Source organism: Microbulbifer sp. ABM4_008 (assembly GCF_056311705.1).
In genome coordinates, this window is the sequence record NZ_CM149970.1 from 1336573 (window position 1) to 1359986 (window position 23414).

At 52.1% G+C, this 23414-nt stretch carries 27 protein-coding genes; 21 read left to right on the forward strand and 6 right to left on the reverse strand.

Translation table 11 applies throughout. The features are described from left to right. Positions 1-11: 11 nt before the first annotated feature. On the reverse strand, positions 12-626 hold the full coding sequence (locus ACYX4J_RS05865) for a LemA family protein (RefSeq protein WP_476178076.1): 615 nt from the start codon (positions 624-626) through the stop codon (positions 12-14). Positions 627-712: 86 nt separating this feature from the next. Here ACYX4J_RS05865 and ACYX4J_RS05870 point away from each other — a divergent pair, with 86 nt between their 5' ends. From ACYX4J_RS05870 to ACYX4J_RS05905, 8 genes are all read left to right on the forward strand, one after another. Then, positions 713-1249: a YaeQ family protein gene (locus ACYX4J_RS05870; protein ID WP_282931942.1), complete on the forward strand. Its 537-nt coding sequence runs from the start codon at positions 713-715 to the stop codon at positions 1247-1249. A gap of 14 nt (positions 1250-1263) precedes the next feature. Continuing rightward, on the forward strand, positions 1264-1746 hold the full coding sequence (locus tag ACYX4J_RS05875) for a YajQ family cyclic di-GMP-binding protein (protein WP_108733959.1): 483 nt from the start codon (positions 1264-1266) through the stop codon (positions 1744-1746). A gap of 11 nt (positions 1747-1757) precedes the next feature. Further along, complete coding sequence (locus ACYX4J_RS05880) at positions 1758-2702, forward strand: SdiA-regulated domain-containing protein (protein WP_444893214.1); 945 nt, start codon at positions 1758-1760, stop codon at positions 2700-2702. A gap of 246 nt (positions 2703-2948) precedes the next feature. Continuing rightward, the gene (locus ACYX4J_RS05885) at positions 2949-3887 is read left to right on the forward strand and encodes a hypothetical protein (RefSeq protein WP_413662766.1); all 939 of its coding nucleotides are present in this window, start codon (positions 2949-2951) and stop codon (positions 3885-3887) included. Between the two features lie 64 nt (positions 3888-3951). Beyond that, positions 3952-4887, forward strand: coding sequence for a hypothetical protein (locus ACYX4J_RS05890; RefSeq protein WP_476178077.1), 936 nt, complete (start codon positions 3952-3954; stop codon positions 4885-4887). A gap of 13 nt (positions 4888-4900) precedes the next feature. After that, positions 4901-5491: a uracil-DNA glycosylase family protein gene (locus ACYX4J_RS05895; protein ID WP_444917782.1), complete on the forward strand. Its 591-nt coding sequence runs from the start codon at positions 4901-4903 to the stop codon at positions 5489-5491. Between the two features lie 2 nt (positions 5492-5493). Next, positions 5494-6216: a uracil-DNA glycosylase gene (gene ung, locus ACYX4J_RS05900; protein ID WP_476178078.1), complete on the forward strand. Its 723-nt coding sequence runs from the start codon at positions 5494-5496 to the stop codon at positions 6214-6216. 272 nt (positions 6217-6488) lie between these two features. After that, positions 6489-6728 (forward strand): DUF1059 domain-containing protein, encoded by a 240-nt coding sequence (locus ACYX4J_RS05905; RefSeq protein WP_444917780.1) that lies wholly within the window; start codon positions 6489-6491, stop codon positions 6726-6728. Positions 6729-6871: 143 nt separating this feature from the next. On the opposite strand, the gene ACYX4J_RS05910 is transcribed toward ACYX4J_RS05905, so the two are convergent. The 3 genes from ACYX4J_RS05910 to ygfZ form a co-directional block, all read right to left on the reverse strand. Beyond that, positions 6872-7423 carry a hypothetical protein gene (locus tag ACYX4J_RS05910; protein WP_413662757.1) on the reverse strand — a complete coding sequence of 184 codons (552 nt, stop codon included), beginning with the start codon at positions 7421-7423 and terminating at the stop codon, positions 6872-6874. A gap of 192 nt (positions 7424-7615) precedes the next feature. After that, positions 7616-8167: a hypothetical protein gene (locus ACYX4J_RS05915; RefSeq protein ID WP_444914327.1), complete on the reverse strand. Its 552-nt coding sequence runs from the start codon at positions 8165-8167 to the stop codon at positions 7616-7618. Positions 8168-8363: 196 nt separating this feature from the next. Beyond that, the gene (gene ygfZ / locus ACYX4J_RS05920) at positions 8364-9404 is read right to left on the reverse strand and encodes a CAF17-like 4Fe-4S cluster assembly/insertion protein YgfZ (protein ID WP_444914326.1); all 1041 of its coding nucleotides are present in this window, start codon (positions 9402-9404) and stop codon (positions 8364-8366) included. A 112-nt stretch (positions 9405-9516) separates the two neighbouring features. On the opposite strand from ygfZ, the gene ACYX4J_RS05925 reads away from it, so the two are divergent. Beyond that, a complete protein-coding gene (locus ACYX4J_RS05925) occupies positions 9517-9762 on the forward strand; it encodes an FAD assembly factor SdhE (protein ID WP_282931952.1) in 246 nt (81 codons plus the stop codon). Further along, positions 9737-10189, forward strand: coding sequence for a protein YgfX (locus tag ACYX4J_RS05930; RefSeq protein WP_476178079.1), 453 nt, complete (start codon positions 9737-9739; stop codon positions 10187-10189). Before ACYX4J_RS05925 ends, ACYX4J_RS05930 begins: the two co-directional genes overlap by 26 nt. Positions 10190-10235: 46 nt before the next feature. On the opposite strand, the gene nadB is transcribed toward ACYX4J_RS05930, so the two are convergent. After that, positions 10236-11843 (reverse strand): L-aspartate oxidase, encoded by a 1608-nt coding sequence (nadB, locus tag ACYX4J_RS05935; protein WP_413662753.1) that lies wholly within the window; start codon positions 11841-11843, stop codon positions 10236-10238. Between the two features lie 178 nt (positions 11844-12021). On the opposite strand from nadB, the gene rpoE reads away from it, so the two are divergent. From rpoE to ycjG, 5 genes are all read left to right on the forward strand, one after another. Continuing rightward, positions 12022-12636 carry an RNA polymerase sigma factor RpoE gene (gene rpoE, locus ACYX4J_RS05940; RefSeq protein WP_282931954.1) on the forward strand — a complete coding sequence of 205 codons (615 nt, stop codon included), beginning with the start codon at positions 12022-12024 and terminating at the stop codon, positions 12634-12636. A 118-nt stretch (positions 12637-12754) separates the two neighbouring features. Next, positions 12755-13459 carry a sigma-E factor negative regulatory protein gene (locus tag ACYX4J_RS05945; RefSeq protein WP_444914325.1) on the forward strand — a complete coding sequence of 235 codons (705 nt, stop codon included), beginning with the start codon at positions 12755-12757 and terminating at the stop codon, positions 13457-13459. Between the two features lies 1 nt (position 13460). Beyond that, on the forward strand, positions 13461-14684 hold the full coding sequence (locus ACYX4J_RS05950; protein WP_476178080.1) for a MucB/RseB C-terminal domain-containing protein: 1224 nt from the start codon (positions 13461-13463) through the stop codon (positions 14682-14684). Between the two features lie 12 nt (positions 14685-14696). Next, complete coding sequence (locus tag ACYX4J_RS05955; RefSeq protein ID WP_444958307.1) at positions 14697-15146, forward strand: SoxR reducing system RseC family protein; 450 nt, start codon at positions 14697-14699, stop codon at positions 15144-15146. Between the two features lie 83 nt (positions 15147-15229). Further along, positions 15230-16177 carry an L-Ala-D/L-Glu epimerase gene (gene ycjG, locus ACYX4J_RS05960; protein WP_476178081.1) on the forward strand — a complete coding sequence of 316 codons (948 nt, stop codon included), beginning with the start codon at positions 15230-15232 and terminating at the stop codon, positions 16175-16177. Here the strand turns inward: ycjG and mpaA are convergent. After that, positions 16165-16869 carry a murein tripeptide amidase MpaA gene (gene mpaA / locus ACYX4J_RS05965; protein ID WP_413662748.1) on the reverse strand — a complete coding sequence of 235 codons (705 nt, stop codon included), beginning with the start codon at positions 16867-16869 and terminating at the stop codon, positions 16165-16167. The two genes, ycjG and mpaA, sit on opposite strands and share 13 nt — an antisense overlap. A gap of 171 nt (positions 16870-17040) precedes the next feature. Between mpaA and ACYX4J_RS05970 the strand changes: the two genes are divergently transcribed. The 6 genes from ACYX4J_RS05970 (at position 17041) to era (ending at position 23384) form a co-directional block, all read left to right on the forward strand. Continuing rightward, positions 17041-18435: a Do family serine endopeptidase gene (locus ACYX4J_RS05970; protein WP_476178082.1), complete on the forward strand. Its 1395-nt coding sequence runs from the start codon at positions 17041-17043 to the stop codon at positions 18433-18435. 134 nt (positions 18436-18569) lie between these two features. Beyond that, positions 18570-20375: a translation elongation factor 4 gene (gene lepA / locus ACYX4J_RS05975; protein WP_413662746.1), complete on the forward strand. Its 1806-nt coding sequence runs from the start codon at positions 18570-18572 to the stop codon at positions 20373-20375. Between the two features lie 51 nt (positions 20376-20426). Continuing rightward, entirely contained in the window at positions 20427-21194 is a 768-nt protein-coding gene (lepB, locus tag ACYX4J_RS05980) for a signal peptidase I (protein WP_413662745.1), read from the forward strand. A gap of 53 nt (positions 21195-21247) precedes the next feature. After that, on the forward strand, positions 21248-21688 hold the full coding sequence (locus ACYX4J_RS05985; RefSeq protein WP_475709690.1) for a DUF4845 domain-containing protein: 441 nt from the start codon (positions 21248-21250) through the stop codon (positions 21686-21688). Then, entirely contained in the window at positions 21681-22361 is a 681-nt protein-coding gene (rnc, locus tag ACYX4J_RS05990) for a ribonuclease III (RefSeq protein WP_282931964.1), read from the forward strand. Before ACYX4J_RS05985 ends, rnc begins: the two co-directional genes overlap by 8 nt. A gap of 123 nt (positions 22362-22484) precedes the next feature. Further along, entirely contained in the window at positions 22485-23384 is a 900-nt protein-coding gene (gene era, locus ACYX4J_RS05995; protein WP_282931965.1) for a GTPase Era, read from the forward strand. The last annotated feature ends 30 nt before the right edge of the window (positions 23385-23414 follow it).

Consider the following 23414-nt stretch of genomic DNA (forward strand, 5'->3'; position numbering starts at 1 on the left):
ATGGCGCCTGTCTATTGGAAGTTGACCTCAGGTGCCTTGTCGGCATCTTCACTGGTGGCTTCGAAAGTTTCTCGAAGCGGCATATCCCTGTAGAGCACGGCATGCCAGATTCTTCCTGGAAAAGTGCGAATCTCGCGGTTGTAGCGCTCTACAGCCTGGATATAATCCCGGCGCGCGACACTGATGCGGTTTTCGGTGCCCTCTAACTGAGATTGCAGTGTGAGGAAGTTCTGGTTGGCTTTGAGGTCGGGGTATCGCTCTACCACCAACATAAGGCGGGATAGCGCGCTGGTTAACTGGCCTTGTGCTGCTTCGAACTGTTGCAGCTTGGCTGGGTCATTGAGAAGGTTGCCGTCAACCTGGAGAGAGCTGACTTTGGCCCTGGCCTCAGTGACGGCTTGTAGGGTTTCCCGCTCGTGGGATGCGTAAGCTTTTACGGTTTGCATCAGATTGGGAACCAGATCGGCACGGCGCTGGTATTGGTTTTGAACCTGGGCCCAGGTGGCTTTAACCTGCTCGTCATAGGTTGGGATATTGTTGACACCACAGCCGCTGAGGGTGGTTGCCAGCAGCAGTAGCAGTGAGCTCTGCCAAAAGGGCCAGCCGCAGGGGAGCGCAGAGGTCATGCGGAATATCCTTATTCTCACGTGAACCCATCAAGAATAGTCCGCCTGACTCCCGGCGCTGGAGAAGGCATCACCATGGAGCCAAAATGGCGTTAAAAGCAACAATATTTAAGGCCAAAGTCCAGATATCCGATATGGACAGGGATTATTACGCCGAACATCCGCTCACTTTGGCGCGACATCCCTCGGAAACAGATGAGCGTATGATGGTGCGCCTACTGGCTTTTGCTCACAATGCGGCGGAAACGCTGGAGTTTACCCGGGGATTGTCCTCCGATGAGGAAGCGGATCTCTGGCAAAAAAACCTGAGCGGGGAAATCGATCTCTGGATCGAGGTGGGGCTGCCCACTGAGGAACGAATTCGCAAAGCCTGCAACCGCTCGAAGCGCGTTATCGTATACAGTTACGGGCGCCGTGCAGCACCAATCTGGTGGCAGAAACAGGCCAGCCAATTGGAGCGCTTTGATAACCTTACCGTCTACCATTTAGCCGCTGATGCCACTGAGCAATTGGCGGCTATGGCTGAGCGCAATATGGACCTGAGTGCAACCATTCAGGATGGCCATATCTGGCTCGCTGATAGTGACAACAACGCGGAGATTACTCCGGAAACCTGGAAATAGGAGCAGACAACTTAATGCCTTCTTTTGACATTGTATCTGAAGTGGATAAGCACCAACTCACCAACGCTGTGGATCAGGTGAATCGCACTATTACCAACCGCTTCGACTTTAAAGGTGTGGATGCGGAAGTGGAGATGAGTGAGTTCTCCCTGGTAGTTCGCGCTGAAGTGGACATGCAGGTAGACCAGATGGTGGATATGCTGCGCGGCGCACTGATCAAATGCGATATCGATCCACTGGCGATGGATGTAGGTGATAAAGAGCAGTCCGGCAAGCAGGTCAAATTGGACGTGACCCTGAAAAATGGCCTTGACAAAGAACTGTCAAAAAAGATTGTTAAGCTGATCAAAGATGAAAAGCTCAAGGTGCAGGCTGCCATTCAGGGTGAGCAGGTGCGTGTTACTGGCAAGAAGCGCGATGACTTGCAGCAGGTGATCGCCTTGTTACGCGGTAAAGAGCTGGAACAGCCATTGCAGTTTAATAACTTCCGCGATTAATTGGTTTTGCAGTGATCAAGCGTACTCTCTTCAGTGTTCTATCCGTGCTGTTGTCGCCACTGGCGATAGCCGCAGAAATTACCCCGGCTAGGTTGCTGGCCAGCTATTGGGTTGATAGTAGTGCAGGCCTGGATATTTCCGGCTTAAGTTTTTGTTCTGGAGATCTGCTGGCAGTCTCCGATAAGAATTCTGAAGAGATCTACACGCTTGAACTTCGCGATGGCAGTGCCGACCTGGTATCACATCTTCGCTTAAGCGGCCTTGGGATACCGGAGCAGGATGAGCCTGTCAGCGCTTGGGAAGGCTTCAAGGAGTTGTTCCGCCCGGCAGAAGATCTGGACTTTGAAGGTGTTACCTGTAGCGATGGCCAGGTCTATCTGGTCAGTGAGCATTACAACCGTATTGCCATCGTAGATATCGAGGGAAATGCACGCTGGCAGGAGCATAGCTGGTCGGCATTAGCCAGGTCCCAGGGGTTTCTACAGAAGACCAATGCTTCCAGCGAGGGGTTGGTGAAAGCCGACGATACTTTCTGGATAGCCATGGAGCGCGAACCCCGTGGTTTGTTGAGGCTTAATGCAGATGGCGAGGCCAGCACACTGACTCTGCCTCAAGTAGATGGTCTGGACTTTGCTGGCCGTTCAGAGGACTTGGCGGGATTGGATTACCACGACGGCGCACTCTTTACCTTGGAGCGCAACGCCCACGCCGTGTGCCGCAGGGCACTTCCTAGCCTGGAAGCAGAGTGGTGCCTGGATTATCGCGCCCTTGAAGAATCTCCCGAGCGGGTTTATGAAGAAACCCGCTATGGAAAGGGCGAGGGGCTGGCAGTCGGAGAGCAGGGTATTTTCGTTATCCTCGACAACAATAATGTTGGCCGTGCCCAGGCGCCTGACGACAAGCGCGCGCTGTTGTTGCATCTGGCAATGCCAGATGAGGCCAGTAGGCAGCAATAATTGACTCTGTCTGGCGCCGTACTTCCCGAGAGCCGGCGCTAATCCCATCCCTTTAGTTCTTTCCCGTTCAACAAGCCCCTCCATTTTTAAAATATCTTCTAGTCACTAGCGCTAAAATTGTTTAGAGCAATTGGGGTAACTATGCTGTGTACCAATAGCTATTGGGACCTTACAGCTTGGTAGTGTCTGTTGGCCGCAGGGAATCTCCCGGTTCTTAAATCACTTTGGCGATAAATTGGAAGGATCGTGATTAAGCGTATTTTTTTAACTATCGTATGTGCGCTCTTGTCATCCATGGGGCTTGCAGCTGAAATTATTCCCGCCAAAAAAATAGCTCATTACTGGGTGGATGATAGTGCCGGGTTAAGTATATCTGGATTGAGTTTTTGCGATGGAAAAATGGTTACGGTGTCGGATAAGCAATCCAGGGAGATCTACCAGATAGTATTGGGAGATAGGAGTGCAACCTTGGAGCCTTATATCAAGCTGGCTGGGCTCCGAGTTCCGAAAAAAGATAGGCCTACTAATTTATGGTATTTTCTACTGGAACTTACTCGCCCAGCTGCAGCGATGGATTTTGAAGCTATTACCTGTGCCGATGATAAATTCTATTTGTTGAGTGAACGTTACAACCGGATAGCCGAAATAAATATGGAGGGAAAGGGGCATTGGTTAGAAAATATGTGGTCGGCCACGGCTAAAGCCCAAGGCTATATGCACGGGTACAATCTCTCCGGTGTAGGGCTACAGAAGGTGGGCGATGACTTTTGGATGGCTATAGAGCGGGATCCCCGTGCCCTGGTAAAACTCGGCCCCAAGGGAAGTGTACAGATTTTCACTCCGCCGCCAGTAAAAGGGCTGGATTTTCGTGATGAATCGGAAAATATGGCAGGCCTCTATTACTATGATGGCGCTTTGTGGACCCTGGAACCTAATGCCTATGCAGTTTGCCGCAGAGAATTACCCAGCTTGAAAGCTGAGTGGTGCCTGGATTACTGGGAACATGAAAACTCCTCTGAACTCGGCTACGAGGTATCGCGGACCGGTGGCAAGGGAGATGGTTTGGCTATTGGAGAGCGGGGCGTTTTTATTGTGTTTGACAATGATAATATCAGCCGTATTCACGACCCTCAGGATCGCAGAGCACTCTTATTACATCTGGCTCTACCAGATCAATCTGACTAAATACCAATAGAGACTTTCTATTACTGGGGTTCGAATAGTCAGGTTGTGTTTAAAGAGGGATGGAATGATCAAGACAGTTTTCCTCGCAATTAATTTCATATTTTTAGCATCCGTGGGAATGGCTGCTGAGATTTTTTTGGCTAAAGATATTGCTGATTACTGGATAGATAATAGCTCGGGTGTAGGTCTATCTGGTTTGAGTTTTTGTGGTCAATTAATAACGATCTCTCCTAAAGAATCGGAAAAAATATATAGAATCAATTTACACGGTCAGAGTGCAATATTAGAAAAATACCTGGAAGTTAGCGGCCTGCCTCCGCCCAAAAGGGGAGTAGCCGATAATGTTTCTCACTTTGTTATGGATTTATTGCGGGCTAAAATCGCAATGCGTTTTGGTGGAATATGTTGTAGAGACGACGGTACATTTTTATTGAGTGAACGCCACAATCGAATAGCAGAAGTGGACACAGATGGGAGTTCACGCTGGATTAATAACAAGTGGTCATCAGCAATAGAACACCTGGGTTATTCGCTGAGATACAATAATGGCGGGGAGGGGATAGTTGAGGTTGGCGATGACTTGTGGGTAGCTTTAGAGCGGGAACCCAGGGGATTGTTAAAGGTGGGAAATAAAGGAGAGTTTCAAGTTTTCTCCTTGCCTTCTGTAGTGGGGCTGGATTTTGGAGACCACCCGGAGAATCTGAGAGGACTTGATTATCATGACGGCGCTCTTTTTACTCTTGAAAGCAACGCATATGCGGTATGTAGAAGAGCTCTGCCGAGCTTGCAAGCTGAATGGTGCTTGGTTTACCGTGAGATTGAAGAATCTCCGGAGCACGCCTATGAAGTGTCGCGGTTGGGGGGGATGGGGTCTGGAGTTGCTGTAAATAACCAGGGGGTATTTGTGGTTTTCAATAACAATAATATCAGTCGTGCCCGTGATCCCCAGGATCGCCGCGCGCGGTTGTTACATTTAGCTTTCCCCGAGGGTAAACAATAGGGACATATAGTAGGTGGTAGTTGAGAAGTTACCGGCACTGCTGGAGGAAATACGGGCTTGTCGCCTCTGTGAAGAACAGCTTCCTCTAGGGCCGAATCCAGTCTTGAGGGCTGCAGCGTCTGCACGCCTATTGATCGTCGGCCAAGCCCCGGGCACCAAGGTCCACGCGACCAGTATTCCCTGGAATGATCCCTCAGGAGATCGCCTGCGAGATTGGCTGGCGATTGATAGGAATACCTTTTACGACGAGTCCCAGATTGCCATTATTCCCATGGGCTTCTGTTACCCTGGGCGCGGCAAGGGCGGTGACCTGCCGCCGCGACCCGAGTGTGCCGCCACCTGGCATCAGCGCCTAATGGCACAATTACCCAACTTGCAACTGTCGCTGTTGGTGGGACAATACGCCCAGCGCCATTACCTCCCGCACTGGTATGGCAGTATTACCGAGAATGTTCGCCATTACCGCGATGCTCTGCCAGCGGGATACTTTCCATTGCCGCATCCAAGCCCGCGCAATACCCTGTGGTTGCGTCGCAGGCCCTGGTTTGAGGAGGAAGTTGTGCCTGAGTTACAACATCATGTTAAAAAGATATTGAAGGTTTAAGAATGCCGGTTCCGGACAAAATAAAGATCCACCCCTCTTGGTACGATGTTTTGGGCGGGGAGTTTGACCAACCCTATATGGCCCAATTGCGTCAGTTTTTAAAGGGGGAGAAAGCTGCCGGCAAGAAGATCTACCCAGCCGGTGGCCAGATCTTTAATGCCTTTAACTCCACACCTTTTGATCAGGTAAAAGTCGTTATCCTGGGTCAGGACCCATACCATGGCGTTGGCCAAGCCCATGGCCTGTGCTTTTCTGTGATGCCCGGAGTACGCATTCCCCCATCGCTGCAAAATATTTATAAAGAGTTGCACTCCGATATGGGTATTCCCCCTGCACACCACGGTTGCCTGCAACCATGGGCAGAGCAGGGCGTGCTTTTGCTAAATGCCACCCTTACTGTTGAGGACAGCAAGGCCGGCGCCCACCAAGGGCAGGGTTGGGAGCAATTTACGGATGCGGCGATTCACAAGCTAGCGGAACAGCGTGAAGGGTTAGTCTTTGTTCTTTGGGGGAGCTATGCGCAAAAGAAGGGAGGCTTTATCGACCGCAATAAGCATTTAGTGTTGCGTGCTCCACACCCCTCCCCTCTATCTGCGCATCGGGGTTTCTTTGGAACCCATCCTTTTTCCCAGGCAAATCACTGGTTGCAACAGCGTGGAGAAAAGCCTATTGAGTGGGCTTTGCCAGAGGCGGATCAATTGAAGCGGATTGCTGTGGAGATTTAGTGGCTTGCCCCGGATAGGTATTATCTATCCGGGTTTGTATTTATCCAGAGAGCCAAAAATTCTATTCCTGTTATCCTTCTCTTGGCTTTCAGATAAAGAATCTTTCTATTTTTTAGTGGTTATATGCGTCAATTCTCTGCTTTGGCAGTGTTTTGCAATGGAAATCTATCGAGGCTTGAAAGCCAATCAGAGCTATTATCTATTTTTGGCTCTTTTGAAGTTATTTATCTGTCCGATAAAGTATCAGTTGTGAAATCTAAGGTGGAATTGCTATGAAAATGATGACCTGCAAGGAGTTGGGAGGCGCCTGCGATGTGGAATTTCGTGGGAATAACTTTGAAGAGGTGGCGGAGCTTAGCAAGATGCACGGAATCGAGATGTATCGAAAAAATGATGCACAGCACTTGCAAGCTATGAAAAAAATGCAGGATTTGATGAAAGATCCTGATTCAATGCAGAAGTGGTATGAGTCAAAGAGGGCAGAATTTTCAGCTCTCCCGGATTGTAAATAGAAAAATTAGTATTTTATGGGTGGAGATTGATTTGGCCTAATAAGCTTGGTGGCTAAAGTTTGATTAATAATATATGGGTTGAGTAATTCGAAAAGGGTTTCCACTTGGGTGGTATATATTGCTTGGCTAATAATCCTATCTATTTAAGATTGGCGACCCTTCACAGGGTGCCTCTTTTTGGTTTCAACGGCCTTCCAAAGAGGTCGCATTAATAGCCGGGCAAACGCGAAGCCGACAAAAAATAAGTTACAGATATAGGCTAAAAAATAAGGGCCAAACTCTCTTTCGAAAAATATGCCAGTAGCGTTGAGTGTGCTGACGATAACTACCGATGAAGCGATACTGAAAAGCCCATAGTAGGTAACTTTCATTACAATAGACACAAATTTGAAGTGTCTTTTTTTCCACAGATAGACAATAAAGCCTGTGGTGGCTATTCCCATCAAGGAGCTGCTTGTAGACCAAACATAGCCAGCATCGATACGGAAGTTCAAAAGTGCCAAAGAAAAGGCGGCGAGCAGTGCGCTGAATAGGCTGATATAGACAATCATGGCCAGGGACACCACATGACCCCTAGAGATACTCTCTATTCTCCTTGACTGAAAAGTGGCAACCATTGCCGCAAACCCTGCCAGCACTATGGATATTTCAATAATGACAAGTAATTGATCGATTTGTACCGACAGTTTTTCCATCTTCCGCTATTGTCCCAAGCAGAAAGGTTAAATAGGAAAGTTGATAACAGTATATGAGTGAAATGGAGAGCTGGTAAGTTGTTTCCCGTCTCACAATTAGCTTTATTTTAACCCGCTTGCTATATGGTTAATAATTGTTGTTAGGTGTAGGTGTAGGTGTCCAATGGTTGACGCCACACTTTTAGCTGAAAATCAGCCGGACGCCGCCGTTTTCTCCTTGTCGGTTCGGCCTAGTTCATTTTCTTTAACAGCTACCCATAATGGGCGCATAAGCAGTCTTGAAAATGCATAACCGACGACAAATAGGTTGCAAACAAAGGATAAAAAATACGGTCCATACTCCCTGTTGAAAACGATCCCTAGCGTATTCATGATATTGATAATAACTACTGAGCCGGCAATGCCGAAAAGAAGGAAATAGGTAACCTTGGCAACAATTGAAACAGATTTGAGTCGTTTCTTTATCCATAGGTAGCCGATAGAAAACGACGTAGCCACACTCATGGCAAAACTGCTTACTGACCACAGGGTGCGATCAGCGAGATCAAAATTGGATAGAGTCAGGGTGAAGGCAGCCAGTAATGCGTTGATCAAACTGATATAAATAATCATCGCGAGGGATACAATTCTTCCTTTGCCAAGATTTCTGCCTTTTCTGGGTTGGAGTGTGCCAACTATTGCAGCAAAGCCTGCCAGAATAATGCAGCATTCAAGAACGACAATTAGTTGGTCTAACTCTTTCAATATTGCCTCCCTCTACTGCTTTATTTAGCTGAAATTTTGAAGCCCAGGGAAATATCCATAAATATAGTAGCGGTAGTAAGCTGCGTTTTGATTGGTGCAAACCTTTTTACTTTCCAGAGGTTTTTTCTGGTTGTTAAATCATAAACAAAAAAGGCGACTAAAAAGCCGCCTTTTTGATTAAAAGTACTTTTCCGGTTTAGGCTAGCGGATCGGCGTCTGCATCGTAGGGAAGTTCTCCGATATCCAAAGTGCGGCCATCTTTCAGGTGTAAGGTTTCACCTGCGGCCACTTTGGATATGGTGAGTACGGCGAGTAGCTGAATGCCTTCTTTGCTATGGCAGGCTTCCACCAGATTACCAATACTTTGCTTTCCATCTCCAAATATCTCCATGCCCGATTCAGGGAGATCCCCCGAAGCGCAGCTGGCCCGGTAAAGGCGACGTTTGGCAGCGCCGCGGAATTGCATCCGGGCAATTACTTCCTGGCCGGTATAGCAGCCTTTTTTAAAGCTCACGCCACCGAGCAGGTGCAGGTTGGTCATCTGCGGGATAAACATCTCTGTCGTGGCGGCGTCCACCTGAGGGATACCGGCTTCAATTTGGCGCATTTGCCAGCAGTCATAGCCGGTAGCTTCACACTCTGGTGATAGCTTTTGCCACAGTTGCTGGACCTTGCTGGTGGGTACCAGGATGGCTAGCTGCAGGTCGGTAATACATTGGGCAATGCAGCGCTCTCCTTCGAAGTCAAATAGCTTCACCTCGCCGACTGAGGGTTGCTCGAAGCCCAGCAGTTTGGAGGTGCGCTCTGCCACATCGCGCCCCTGCAGGCCTAACCAGTGGGTTTCATCACTGATGTCGTGCAGCTCTGTCTTGAAAAAGACGGCGTACTTGGCCAGCGCTTGCTGGGCGATGGGGGCCAAATCCTTGGGCAACCGGAAGATGAACTCACTTTGTGAAAGTTTCAGTGCACTAAAAGCACTGATCATACGCCCCTTAGGATTGCAGTGAGCTCCCAGGGTACTGTGTTCATCGGGAAGGTTGATCAAGTCACAGGTGAGCTGCCCCTGTAAGAACTTCTGGCTGTCGGGTCCGGTAATGGAAATAGCTCCGATTGGGCCCAGGTCCAGCAGGTGCAAACTCTGAGGGTCTTCGCGACTGGTGAGAGGGAAGTGAGCTTTGCTGCCCTCCCAAATGGCGCCCTCGTTGCTGAGAAAATCCTGCCACTGTTGCTGATCCATAATCCTGCCACCTGCATTTGTATTCGGGGCATAATTTGGGGGTCCTTCGCGCCCTTTTCAAGTTTGGTGGGGCAGGGGGTATACTGCGCTTTTTATCTGGTTGGAAAGAAGTATGGATCGCAACCGCCTGTTTTGGGCCAGTCGCCGTGGCATGTTGGAATTGGATCTGGTTTTGCTGCCGTTTCTGGATAATGTTTACGAGACCCTGGAGCCAGAGGATCAGCAGCGCTATATCCGCCTGCTTGATGAGCAGGATCAGGATCTGTTCGCCTGGTTCTTGCGTCGAGAAGACCCGGCTGACCCGGACTTGAAGCGTATAGTGCAAATCATCCGTGACAACACCGGACTCCAGGAATAGCTCGACACCCCCGCTTTATGAGCGCAGCGCCCGCTTAAGTTGCGTCGTTGCGCCTTCCTTTCTTTTGCATTTGCTCCTTTTGCTGATCACCTTCCTGGCGATCTTACTGGTCTGGTTGTGTAACCTGCCTTTAGTGTTATCAGGGCTGGCGAGCCTTTTTGTTATGGTTTACGCCGGGATAGAGTGGCGCCGGGTGAAAACTGTGAGCGGCCATTTATCGACCCGCGAGCGAAGGTGGTTTTGGCAGCCTGATGGCGCAGATCGTCGCGAATTCCAGTTTGTAAATGAGCTGGTGTTGTGGTCTTGGTTGGTGGTGATAAATGGTCGAGACAGGGCTGGGCGCCGGCTCCGTTTGGTGTTGGCCAAGGATATGCTGGCGCCGCAGGATTGGCGTAGGCTACAAGTGGCACTGCGCTATTCCCGCTAGTTAGCTGGGTTGCCGTGGCGGGCCCAGTTGACTAAAAATTGGTCGGTTAAATAAATTGGCGTTGGCCGGCAAAGTTCTCTGGCACCAAAATCGTGTCCATAGCAAGTTCACGCAGTTGGGGGTAGTCGAGGGAGTAGTGCAGCCCCCGGCTCTCGCGGCGATCCAGGGCCGAACGAATAATCAATTCCGATACCAGGGAGAGATTGCGCAGTTCAACCAGGTCACTGCTGATGCGGTAATTGGCGTAGAACTCGCGAATTTCTTTCTGCAGCAACGTTACTCGGTGTTGTGCGCGCAAGAGTCGCTTGCGGGTGCGCACAATGCCTACGTAGTCCCACATGAACCGGCGCAGCTCATCCCAGTTATGGGAAATCACTACATCTTCATCGGAATCGGTGACTCGCGATGCATCCCAGTCAGGAGATGGGCGGGGCGCCTGTACCATACCCAGGTGCTCATCGATATGCAGGGCTGCTGAGCGAGCGTAAACCAGACACTCTAACAGCGAGTTACTGGCAAGGCGGTTGGCGCCGTGTAAGCCGGTAAATGTCGTTTCGCCAATGGCGTAGAGCTGGTCCAGATCTGTACGCCCATGGCGATCGACCATAATGCCGCCACAGGTATAGTGAGCTGCAGGTACCACTGGAATAGGCTCTCGGGTGATATCAATGCCATATCGAAGGCAATTGTTATAAACCGTTGGGAAGTGATCGCGTACAAACTGAGGATCTTTGTGGGAAATGTCCAGATAGAGGCAATCTGCCCCCAGCCGCTTCATTTCGTGGTCGATAGCGCGGGCGACGATATCCCGCGGCGCCAACTCTCCTCGCTTGTCGAAGCGGTCCATAAACCGGCTGCCGTCGGGAAGCTTGAGTACAGCGCCTTCACCGCGTAAAGCCTCTGTTACCAGCAGGGCTTTGGCCTTGGGATGGTAAAGGCAAGTGGGGTGAAATTGATTGAACTCCATATTGGCCACACGGCACCCGGCGCGCCAAGCCATTGCGATTCCATCGCCGCTGGCGCCGTCCGGGTTGCTGGTATAAAGGTAGGCCTTGCTGGCCCCCCCGGTGGCCAGGACGACGGCTTTAGCCTGGATCAGCTCGACCTCATCGTTGCTCTTGTTGAGTACGTAGGCGCCGGCACAGCGAAATCGGCCTTTATCTGGATCCGGCTGGCGAATTAGATCGATGGCAACGTGGTGTTCGAAACAATCGATATTGGGGCTGTTTAGCACCTTGGTGATCAGGGTGCTGTGTACCGCTTGGCCGGTGGCATCAGCGCTATGAATAATGCGCCTGTGACTGTGCCCCCCCTCTTTAGTGAGGTGGTAGCCCTGCTCCTCGCGGGTGAAGTCCACACCTTGATCGATTAACCAGCTGATCGCAGCAGTGCTCTCCTCTACGGTAAAGCGCACTGAAGCGGGGTGGCAGAGTCCTGCACCCGCGTCTAATGTGTCTGCAATATGCGACTCAACCGAATCCATCTCATCCAGCACTGCAGCGATGCCTCCCTGGGCGAACCAGGTAGAGCCATCTTGCAATCTCTGTTTGGAGAGCAGGGCCACGCGATACTGGGAGGCGAGATGCAGGGCCAGTGTAAGGCCTGCTGCACCGCTTCCAATTACGAGAACGTCGTAGTTTGCCTGGGCATTCATAGATTTCAATTATGTTTAAGGGTCGCGTAGTATAGCGCCTCCTGATTATTCGTCGATTTGACGTGGAACTTATGTCCTATTGTCATTGTCATCAACACAGTAAAAGAAACGCCTGCGCCGGTGGCCCCGCAGTCAAATTTTGTGGCGCCCGCAGTGTGGCTGGATATGGGAGTTGGGGATGACAGCGCATCAGGCGTCAACGAGTGACCGTGAGCTGGTAGAACGGGTACAAAAAGGGGACAAACGCGCTTTTGACCTTCTTGTACTCAAGTACCAGCACAAAATTGTTGCTGTAGTGAGTCGGTTCATTAAGGACCACAGTGAAGTACAGGATGTAACCCAAGAAGCTTTTATTAAGGCTTATCGTGCTCTTGCCAATTTTCGCGGCGAGAGTGCTTTTTACACCTGGATGTATCGGATTGCGATCAATACCGCCAAGAATCACCTGGTTTCCCGCAGTCGTCGGCCGCCATCTTCCGATGTTGAACTGGAAGATGCTGAGTTTTACTCGGGTGCTGACCTGCTGCGTGACAACGAGACACCTGAAAGTCAGATGTTTCGCGACCAGCTGGAAGCGGCGGTGCATCGCGCTATTCGCGCACTGCCAGAGGATCTGCGCTCAGCGGTAACGCTGAGAGAGCTTGAGGGACTGAGCTACGAGGAAATCGCCGAGGTTATGGGATGCCCGGTGGGAACTGTGCGCTCTAGAATATTTCGCGCACGGGAGGCGATAGACCGGACAGTCCAGGCCGTGATGGCCGGCGAGCCGGAAACACTGGGTGACAGGGGTTAAAATTGCGGAAAATTTTCCCAGTCGGGGAAACCAACCGCTCAGACTCCGGTCATAACATGTAACCAAATATGGTGCTTGTGGGCACCGAATAAATGATTGCACAAGAGGGTTAACCCCTATGTCCCACGGGAATCATCAGGAACGTCTTAACGAGTCGCTCTCGGCGCTCATGGATGGCGAAGTCAGCGAACTGGAGCTGCAACGGCTTCTGAAGGCCAGCGCGGCCTCTGAAGAGTTCGGTGAGCGCTGGTCGCGTTACCAACTTGCGGCGAGTGTTATGCGCCGCGAACAGGTCGCGCCGGTCGACATCGGCCTTGCAGCGAGTATTTCTGCCGCCATCGATGAGGAAGAGCCTCTGTCGCAAAACGGCAATGGGGGGGCTGCGGTTACTGGCAATTTGGTCAACAATCGCTGGTGGCGTCCGCTGTCCCGTGGTGCTGTTGCTGCGACGGTGGCTTTTGCTGCCATTTTGGGTGTGCAGCAAATGACAGATTCTCCGCAGAACACCATCCAGGGGGGGAGCCAGCCAGTAGCATCGGTTGAGCGTGAAGCCCAACCAGTGGTTCAGTCTGCTCCGCAGCCTTCCGGTTTTTATGTGCCCGCTCCCTCTACGCGCTCTGTGAGCACTGCGGCTCCCCGCTTTGTACCCGAGCAGCGCACAGGTGTTGTGGGGCAGGCTGTAATACAGCAGGCACCAACCCCCGAGTTGATGCGCCACCTGAATCGCGTAATGATTCAGCACTCAGAACAAGCCGCTCATGTGGGCAGTCAGGGCATGGTGCCTTTTGCTCGCGCCACTTACGGCGAACAAGTTGGAATGTAGTGTGACGAAAGTCGAAACCAGGGGGCGCCGAATCCTCAGTGGGATTCTCAAGGCCAACGGTCTACTGTTGGCCTCCTCGTTATTGGCACCCATGTCATTTGCCCAGGTTGACGCTGGCGTAGAGCCCAGTGCCCCCACCACTATCAATCTCGATATGAGTACTGCTCCCGCAGCAGCCCCGGCTGTTGTGGAAGTTGCTATGACGGACGGGGGCTCGGGAGAGGTGGAAAGTCCCGCTGCGGTACCGGCCGTTCCAGCAACTGCAACTCCAGAAAGTGCTGTTGGCGGCGTGCCGGCGCAAGAGGCGGTGACATCTGGCGTAGTTAACCTCAACCCTGCAGCGCAGAGCGGCATGGTAAGCCCGGGTGTGGTGAGTAATAACGAGGTTGAGCATTGGCTAGCCAAGTTGGCAAAGGCAGTAACTGAGCTTGAATACAGTGGTCTGGTGACCTTTGAGCATGCGGGCCTCCTGGAGACCTTGCAAGTGGTTCACGCGGTTCGAGAAGGTGAGCAGGTAGAGCGCGTGCGCTACCTCAGTGGTGAGCCTAGAGAGTTGATCAGCCACGGCAGTGCCGGAAATTGCGATGTCAGTGCTTCGCCAAGAAATCGTGCTACAACATGGAACTCGGCGGGCCAACAACAGGCTCAGCGCGCTTACCAATTTATCTTGCGGGGTGAGGAGCGAATCGCGGATCGCGATGCTGTTGTGATTGAGGCGCGACCAAGGGATCGCTATCGCCTGGGCTTGGTAGTGAGTCTCGATAAACAGACTGGGCTGCCGTTGAAGACCATGCTGGTTAGCACCCAGGGCCGCGTACTGGAGCGTTACCAGTTTGTACAACTGGATCTCTCCCCTGTAGAGGATGCCGCACTACAGGCGGTCTCCAATAATGCCCGGCGCATCGATAATCGGAATGAGTGTACGGCTTCACAGAGCCGCTGGCAGGTGGGCTGGTTACCCGACGGTTTCCGGGTAGTGTCCGTCAAGCCCTTATCTGATGGCGATATGATGGTGTTTAGCGACGGGCTGGGAGTGTTTTCTGTATTTGTCCAGCGCCTCGGTCCAGAACTTGAGGGCTTTAAAGGTCGCGCAATCCGCGGAGCCACAACAGCCTATATGGACCGCCTGGAAATTGAAGGCGTTGCTTACACTGTAACAGTGGTGGGTGAAATCCCCGAAACTACAGCGCGCCGTGTCGCCAGCTCAATTACCGCAAAGAGCTAAGTGAGCATATAGGTGCTTCAAGAGCGTGGCCGGGTGGTGGCCATAGAGGCTGATGCTATCTGGGTGGAGACCACCCAGAGTAGCGCCTGTAATGGCTGTTCTACCAAGTCCAGCTGTGGGACCGGATTGCTGGGCGATCTGTTTTCTTCTTCGACCCGCGTTAAAGTAGCTCTCAACGGTTTTTCCGCAGATAAAATCCACCTCGATGATGTGGCGGTAATTGGTATTACCGAGAATGCCTTGACCAGTAGTGCCTTGCTGGTTTACCTCGTCCCCTTGATGTCCCTGGTGCTAGTTGCACTGATTGGGGATTCGCTCTTCGCTGAACCCGGCGCTGTAATCGGGGCCTTGATCGGTCTGGTCTTCGGTGCTTTGGGAGTTCGCTGGTACAGTAGGTCCCAGTCGCAAAACCCCACCTACACCCCTGTACTTCTGCAGATTGAGCCCTCCCAAAAGAAATAGTCCGTCGCCTCCGCCTTCGCCAGCTAGCCCTCGTCTCCCTGACCTAAACTGAGAGTTCCTTTTATTGCCTGGAGGCTCTGCCAATGAGGGCTCGCTGTTTTGATGAGCGCTGGCCTCTACGTACTGCATTTGTCATCTCTCGTGGCGCGTGCACTGAGGCTCAGGTTGTGGTGGTGGAGCTTAGTGATGGTGAAGTCTCTGGCGTCGGTGAGTGCACGCCTTATGCTCGCTATGGAGAAAGTGCTGCCTCTGTTTTGCACCAGCTGCAGCCGATGCTCAAAGAGGTGAGCGATGGGTTGACCCGAGAGCAATTACAGCTGCGTATGCCTGCCGGAGCGGCGCGAAATGCATTGGATTGTGCGCTGGCAGATTGGGAGGCTAGAAAAGCGGGGCGTCTACATCCGGCTCCGGATTTTCTCCCTACCGTACAGACATTAGTTGTTGATAGTCCCGAGGCAATGGCTGGTGCTGCGAAAATTGCTGTGACGGCGGGAGCTGATGTTCTCAAGTTGAAACTTGATGACCAACATGTGCAAGAAAGGGTGTCGGCGGTACGCTCTGCAGCACCGGATGCCAGGTTGGTGATTGATGCCAATGAGGCATGGCGAAAAGAGACCTTGTTACAGAGATGTCATGATTTAAGCGAGCTGGGGGTGGCGATGCTTGAGCAGCCACTTCCTGCGAGTGAAGATGAATTTTTGGAGAGCTTTGAGCACCCGCTGACGATTTGTGCGGACGAGAGTTGCCATACTCGGGAAGATCTGCCGAAGTTGCTCAAACGCTATGAGATGGTCAATATCAAGTTGGACAAAACTGGCGGGATTACCGAGGCCCTGGCACTGGCAGATGAAGCGACTGATCTCGGCCTGGAAATTATGTTGGGATGTATGCTTTGTACCTCTCGGGCTATCCGAGCAGCCTGGCCCTTGGGAAGTCGAGCGAGCTTTCTGGACCTGGATGGGCCCACCTGGCTGGCCAGCGATGTGGAGCCCCCTCTGCTTTTCAAGGCGGGTAGAGTTTATTGGTCGTAAGTCAGCAGGTCGATTAGCGCTTGCAGATAGTCTTCACTTGCCGCATCAGCTGATATTGGGGGGAATTCAAGGGTAATGCAGGGCAGTGTTTGTTCTGCGCACCAGGTGCCGAATGATCCTGGGGTCTGGTAACCCACATCTCCAACCAGAGGCAGCTTGAAATCACTGGCAAGCTGCATGCCCAGAGGGCTGTTGCTGGGGTCCTCGACACAGGCAAGGGGCTCGTGAATGGAAACGGTCCAGGTCGGTCCCAGCTTTGCAAACAGCTGGCAAAGTGCAGAGGTCTCGGGTTCAGAGGCGGCGCTATCACCTGTACTTAACCGAACATCGCGTTTTTCCGCAGCACTGTTCCACCGGTAGACATTGCCACTGCCATCCCAATTTGCAGTGGCAAAGTTGCGGTTGAGATCCACGCCGCGTGCGTTGGCCCTGGTGCCCAGCTGGCAGCCATCCGGATTGACAGCGAGGATTACGTGATGTCTCAATGAATTGGTGGCGAGGGCCCGCAACGCGCAGGATAGAGCGACGACTGCGGCGACTTCATCTCCGTGGGTGCCGGCCATTATGAGGCCGTGGTGGGTGCCGGTTTGCGCGGGAAAATAGAGTAGGGGGGCGCCCAAAACACTTTGGCCGTAGAGCTCGGTGGGCAGGTGAAACTGACCGCGTTCTGGGCGCGGGCGCATTTCGGACATCGTTAACTCTTTACACAGTTTTACAGTCTGTTGTAGAACTTTGGTGACTAGATCGCCACTAAGTCGTTACTGAGAGTCCCTAAGGGGCTGGACAAGCCAAGGCTCGCCCTTGAAAGGACTCGAAAATCCAATGGTTTCATATTAGAAGGGATCACTAGGGGTAACAAACCTATGGTTAAACGTTGTACACAATATCTACTGGTTCTTTGTCTGTTGGTTTCCGGGGCTGCCAGTGCTCGTGGACTACCCGAACTTACGGAGTTAATCGAAGATAACTCTCCGGCAGTCGTCAAAATCAACACGGTTGATCGCAACCGCACTAGTCGCAGTAGTCAGCCGCAGCTTCAACAGGAAATTCCCGATATCTTCCGCCACCTTTTCGAGCCGCGCCAGCGCCAGCAGCGCCCGGTAGCGAGTATGGGGTCCGGCTTTATCATCTCTGAAGACGGTTATATCGTAACCAATAATCACGTGGTCGATGGTGCAGACCAGGTAACCGTTACATTGACTGATCGTCGCGAGTACGAGGCGCAGGTTATTGGCAAGGATGTGCGCTCCGACCTGGCCCTGTTAAAGATCGACGCGGAAGACCTGTCGTCAGTACGCTGGGGGGATTCCGAAGAACTGCAGGTGGGAGAATGGGTTGTCGCTATTGGCTCTCCCTTCGGCTTGGACTACTCCGCAAGCGCCGGGATCGTCAGTGCGATGGGGCGCAGTATCCCCAATGAGAGCCGCGAGAATTACGTTCCTTTTATCCAGACAGATGTCGCAATTAACCCCGGAAATTCCGGAGGCCCGCTGTTTAACCTGGATGGCGAAGTAGTGGGTATCAACTCTCAGATCTATACCCGCAGTGGCGGTTCTATCGGACTCTCTTTCGCTATTCCCGCAAGCCTTGCCCAGGATGTGGTTGCCCAGTTAAAGGAAAAAGGGCGGGTGGATCGAGGATGGCTCGGAGTAGGAATCAGCAATGTCGACCGCAATATGGCGGAAGCCATGGGCCTTGGTAAGCCCGCCGGCGCCCTGATCGATCAGGTGAGCCCTGGGTCGCCCGCAGCTCAAGCGGGAATTATGCCCGGTGATATCATTTTGCGATTCCATGGTCAGAAGATAGGGGTTTTTGGCGACCTGCCGCACGTTGTAGGGCAGATTCGACCGGGTACACAGGCCCAGGTGGAGTTGATCCGCAATCGTAAACCCGAGCGTCTGAGTGTTACTGTCGGCACCCTGCCGGGTTCTGAAGGTGAAGCGAGGCAAGTGGCAGCCAATCCCAGCTCTGGAGTGGGTGGGCGCCTGGGTGTCGTGGTTGAGGAAATTCCCGATATCCTGAAGCAGCGCTGGAATGTGGAAACTGGGGTGCTGGTGAAACAAGTGATTCCAGGCAAGCCCGGTGCCAAAGCAGGTTTGCGCAGTGGCGATATCATTGCGCAACTTGGTTTTGAAGAAGTTGGCGACATTAGTGACTACAAAACTGTCGTCAAGGATCTGCCGGAGGATGAGCTATTGCCGATTCGCTTCTTCCGGGCTGGGCAGTCCACTTTCCGTACAATTAAGATCGAAAGCTAGCCGCTTTCCAGCGATTGGTGGCCCATTGGGCCACCTAGCTCTCACCTCTGTCCATGAGTTCTGTTAGACTTGCGCCACACAGTTGGCACTATAGCCAGCTAATCATTTGATTTTGCAAGGGTTTTTATTCCGCAGTGGCCACAGATCTCTCTCATATCCGCAATTTCTCCATTATTGCCCATATCGACCACGGGAAATCTACCCTGGCTGACCGCTTTATCCAGGACTGTGGTGGCCTCTCCGATCGGGAGATGGCTGAACAGGTGCTGGACAGCATGGAGCTCGAGCGCGAGCGTGGGATTACCATCAAGGCGCAGAGTGTGACGCTCGACTATGAAGCGCGCGATGGTAAGACCTATCAGCTGAACTTTATTGATACCCCCGGACACGTGGATTTCTCCTATGAGGTGTCCCGTTCTCTGGCAGCTTGTGAAGGCGCGCTACTGGTGGTAGATGCCGCCCAGGGTGTTGAGGCCCAGTCGGTTGCCAACTGCTATACAGCCATTGAACAGGGGTTGGAAGTTATCCCTGTCTTGAACAAGATGGACTTGCCCCAGGCAGACCCTGAAAAGGTTGCCGAAGAAATTGAAGATATTATCGGTATCGATGCCGCCGAAGCGACTCGTTGCAGTGCTAAGTCTGGCCTCGGTGTTGAGGATGTACTGGAAGATCTGGTGCGTTTGGTACCACCGCCGGAAGGCGATGTCGATGCTCCTCTACAGGCGCTGATTATCGACTCATGGTTTGACAGCTACCTGGGCGTTGTTTCCTTGGTGCGTGTTGTCCAGGGCACCCTGAAAACCAAAGAAAAGATTGTCACCAAATCTATCGGTCGTGCCCATGTTGTGGACAGCGTGGGAATCTTTACACCCAAGCGCCACGAAACCGGTGTACTTCGCGCAGGTGAAGTGGGCTTTGTGGTGGCAGGGATCAAGGATATTCATGGCGCTCCTGTGGGCGATACACTGACCCATGCTAAGGGCGCCGATGATATTGATATGCTGCCGGGCTTCCAGAAGGTTAAGCCCCAGGTTTATGCAGGCTTGTTCCCGGTTAGTTCAGATGATTATGAGGCTTTCCGGGATGCGCTGGAGAAGCTGTCGCTAAACGATGCCTCCCTGTTCTACGAGCCAGAAACATCCGATGCGCTGGGCTTTGGTTTCCGTTGTGGCTTCCTCGGCATGCTGCATATGGAAATTATCCAGGAGCGTCTGGAGCGGGAATACGACCTGGATCTGATTACCACAGCGCCGACCGTGGTTTATGAAGTTGAGCAGTCAGACGGTGAGATAGTGATGGTAGATAATCCATCGCGCTTACCCGATGTAGGCTCCATCGAAGAGATGAGGGAGCCGATTGCCGAGGTAAATATTCTTGTACCACAGGAGTATTTGGGCAACGTCATCACTTTGTGTGTGGAAAAACGCGGTATTCAAAAGGACATGCAATACGTAGGTTCACAAGTGTCCCTGCGCTATGAACTGCCGATGAGCGAAGTGGTTATGGACTTCTTCGACCGTCTCAAATCCGTAAGCCGCGGCTTTGCCTCTTTGGATTACAGCTTTGTCCGTTTTGAAGCGGCCAAGTTGGTGCGACTGGATATCCTGATTAATGGTGACCGAGTGGATGCCTTGGCGCTGATTGTCCACCGCGATAATGCGCAGCAGAAAGGCCGCGCAATGGCGGAAAAGATGAAAGAGCTGATTCCTCGTCAGATGTTTGATGTGGCGATCCAGGCGGCTATTGGTGGTCAGGTAGTTTCGAGAACCACGGTGAAGGCGCTGCGCAAAAACGTGACGGCCAAATGTTACGGTGGTGACGTTACTCGTAAGAAGAAGCTGCTGGAGAAGCAGAAAGCGGGTAAGCGCAGAATGAAGCAGTTGGGCCGTGTTGAAGTGCCGCAGGAGGCATTCCTGGCGGTACTGAAGGTGGATCAGTAGGGCTTCGGCCCTACGCCACGACGAAAAATGAAGGGATAGTAGAGAAAAGTAATGGATATAAATTTACCTCTGATTCTGCTTTGGTTGGTTGTGATTAGTGGCGGAATCTGGTTAGTTGACAGTCTATTTTTCGCCCGTCAACGCAAGAAGAATGTCGGGGACCAGCAAGAAGATCCGATCGTTGTCGAGTACGCGAAGTCTTTCTTCCCGATTCTGGCGATCGTATTTGTTCTGCGCTCTTTTATTGTCGAGCCCTTCCAGATTCCTTCAGGTTCAATGATTCCAACATTGGAAGTCGGGGATTTTATTCTGGTCAACAAGTATGCCTACGGTGTGCGCTTGCCAGTGTCCCGAACCAAGGTAATGGATGTGGGTGAGCCCAAGCGCGGCGATGTCATGGTGTTCTTTCCACCCCACAATAACGATACTTACTACATCAAGCGGGTGATTGGGTTACCCGGTGACAAGATAGAGCTGAAGAACAATGTGCTCTATGTCAACGGTGAGATGGCTCGCCAAGAATTGATCCGGGCCATCCCGCCGAGTAACCCGCAAACAGAAGTCATGTGGGAAGATCTCGATGGCTATCGCCACGAGATGCAGAAAAGTGTCCGCCCCCGGCAGTACAGTAACTTTAGTGGTGTAGTGCCGGAAGGGCATTATTTTATGATGGGCGATAACCGCGATAACAGCCTCGATAGCCGGGAGTGGGGCTTTGTCCCAGAGAAGGATATCGTCGGCAAAGCTTTCGCCATTTGGATGCACTGGGACAAGTTGCTCAGTTTGCCCAGCTTTAAGCGTGTAGGCTCAATCCAATAAAGAAACCAGCTGGGCGTTAGCCCGGTTATTTATAAAGGATAGAGGGCATAGTTATGGGTAGTAAACTCAACCTTTCACTGCAGCAGCAGCGCGGTATGAGCTACTGGGGTTGGCTGCTGATTATCGCGATGTTGGGATTTGCTTTGACCTGTGTGTCCAAGATGGCACCGGCCTACGTAGATGCTCGTTACGTTAACGAAGGGCTAAAAACCCTCGGTCAAAACCCAAACCTGGAAGATATGACCACGGGGCAAATTAAAAAAGAGCTGAGCCGTTTTTTCCTGGTAAACAATGTGCGCGGAGAGCCCACTAAATCTGTGCAGGTAGTTCGTGGCGCAAAGGGTTCTGTGGTGAGCATCAATTACGAGCTGCGCCAGCCGCTGATATACAACGTAGATGTTGTGATGAAGTTTAATAAACAGCTCGACACCGCGAAGCCGGAGCTTTGCTGTGATGCGCTGATCGATCTGGAGCAATTCCGCAAACGTGACTGATCTTTTATTGGAACGCCTTTGCAAGCGCCTCGGCCATGATTTTGATCAGGCCGAGCTGCTTGAGTTGGCTCTGACTCACCGATCCCATGGGAGTCGTAATAATGAGCGCCTGGAGTTTCTCGGCGACTCGATACTCGGGTTCACTATCGGCGCGGCACTTTACGAGCAGTTCCCCAACGGGCGCGAGGGGCAATTGAGCCGCTTGAGGGCACAATTGGTTAGCGGTGAAACCCTGGCAAAACTTGCGCGGGAGCTGGAAATTGGCGATTGCCTGCGCCTCGGTGAAGGTGAAATGAAAAGTGGCGGCTTTCGTCGGGCATCGATTCTGGCCGATGCCGTAGAGGCTCTTATTGGGGCCATCTATTTGGACGCCGGTTTGGAGGCTGCGCGCGCCCGGGTACTTGAGTGGTTTGCATTGCGCTTGCAGGGCCTATCATTAGAGACCGTGAAGGATCCCAAAACTCGCTTGCAGGAGTGGCTACAGGCGCGAAAAAAACCTCTGCCGGAATATAAAGTCGTAGATGTTTCTGGCGCTGAACACGCACAGCATTTTGTAGTGGAGTGTCGTGTCAGTGGCCTTACGCAGCCCGTAAAAGGCGAAGCCAGTAGTCGCCGTAATGCTGAAAAGACGGCGGCGGTGGAAGCCTATAAGCTCCTCACCGGGCAGGACTAACCTTACAATAGGAACGGCGCGCCGGATCCATTTCCCGCATCGTAATGACAGCCCCTTGTATCACTGGGGGCGCTTCTGGCTCCGGGGCTTCCCGGAGACCTCCAACTCTTTCGGAGAAATTTCTTGAGCGAACAACCTTCTCGCTGTGGCTATGTCGCGATTGTCGGCCGCCCCAATGTGGGAAAATCCACACTGTTGAACCACCTGCTGGGGCAGAAACTCGCGATTACTTCGCGCAAGCCGCAGACCACCCGCCACAATATGCTCGGTATTAAAACCGAAGGTCCAAACCAGATTATTTTTGTCGATACACCGGGTCTGCACTCCGATCAAGAAAAAGCGATTAACCGCTATATGAATCGAGCTGCCGCCAGTGCTGCGCGGGATGTGGATGTAGTGGTGTTTGTTGTAGAGCGCACTCGTTGGAGTGAGGCAGACCAGTTGGTGGCAGATAAGCTGCGCGGTATTAAGTGCCCATTAATTATCGCCGTGAACAAGGTGGATCAGCTCGAGGATAAAGCTGATCTACTGCCCCAGCTACAAGCCCTGGCTGAGGAGCATCCAAAAGCTGAAATTGTTCCCATATCAGCCTTGCGCAACGTAAATCTGGATACTTTGGAAGAGGTTATTCTGAAGCACTTGCCTGAGGGGCAGCATTTCTTCCCCGAAGATCAAGTGACTGACCGCAGCTCGCGCTTTCTCGCAGCAGAAATTGTTCGCGAAAAGATTATGCGTCAATTGGGTGCCGAGGTTCCCTACCAAGTTACTGTGGAGGTAGAGGAGTTTGCCCAAGAAGGTAAGGTCTTGCATATCAGCGCTGCTATTTTGGTTGAGCGGGCGGGCCAAAAACGTATCATCATTGGAAATAAGGGCGAGCGAATCAAACAGATTGGCAGCCAGGCTAGAGAAGATATGGAGCGCTTGTTTGATAGCAAGATAATGCTCAATTTGTGGGTGAAGGTGAAATCTGGCTGGTCTGATGATGAGCGGGCTCTGCGCAGTCTCGGTTACAGAGACGAGTAATCATCAGGGCAGTTTCCCTGGACCTATGAA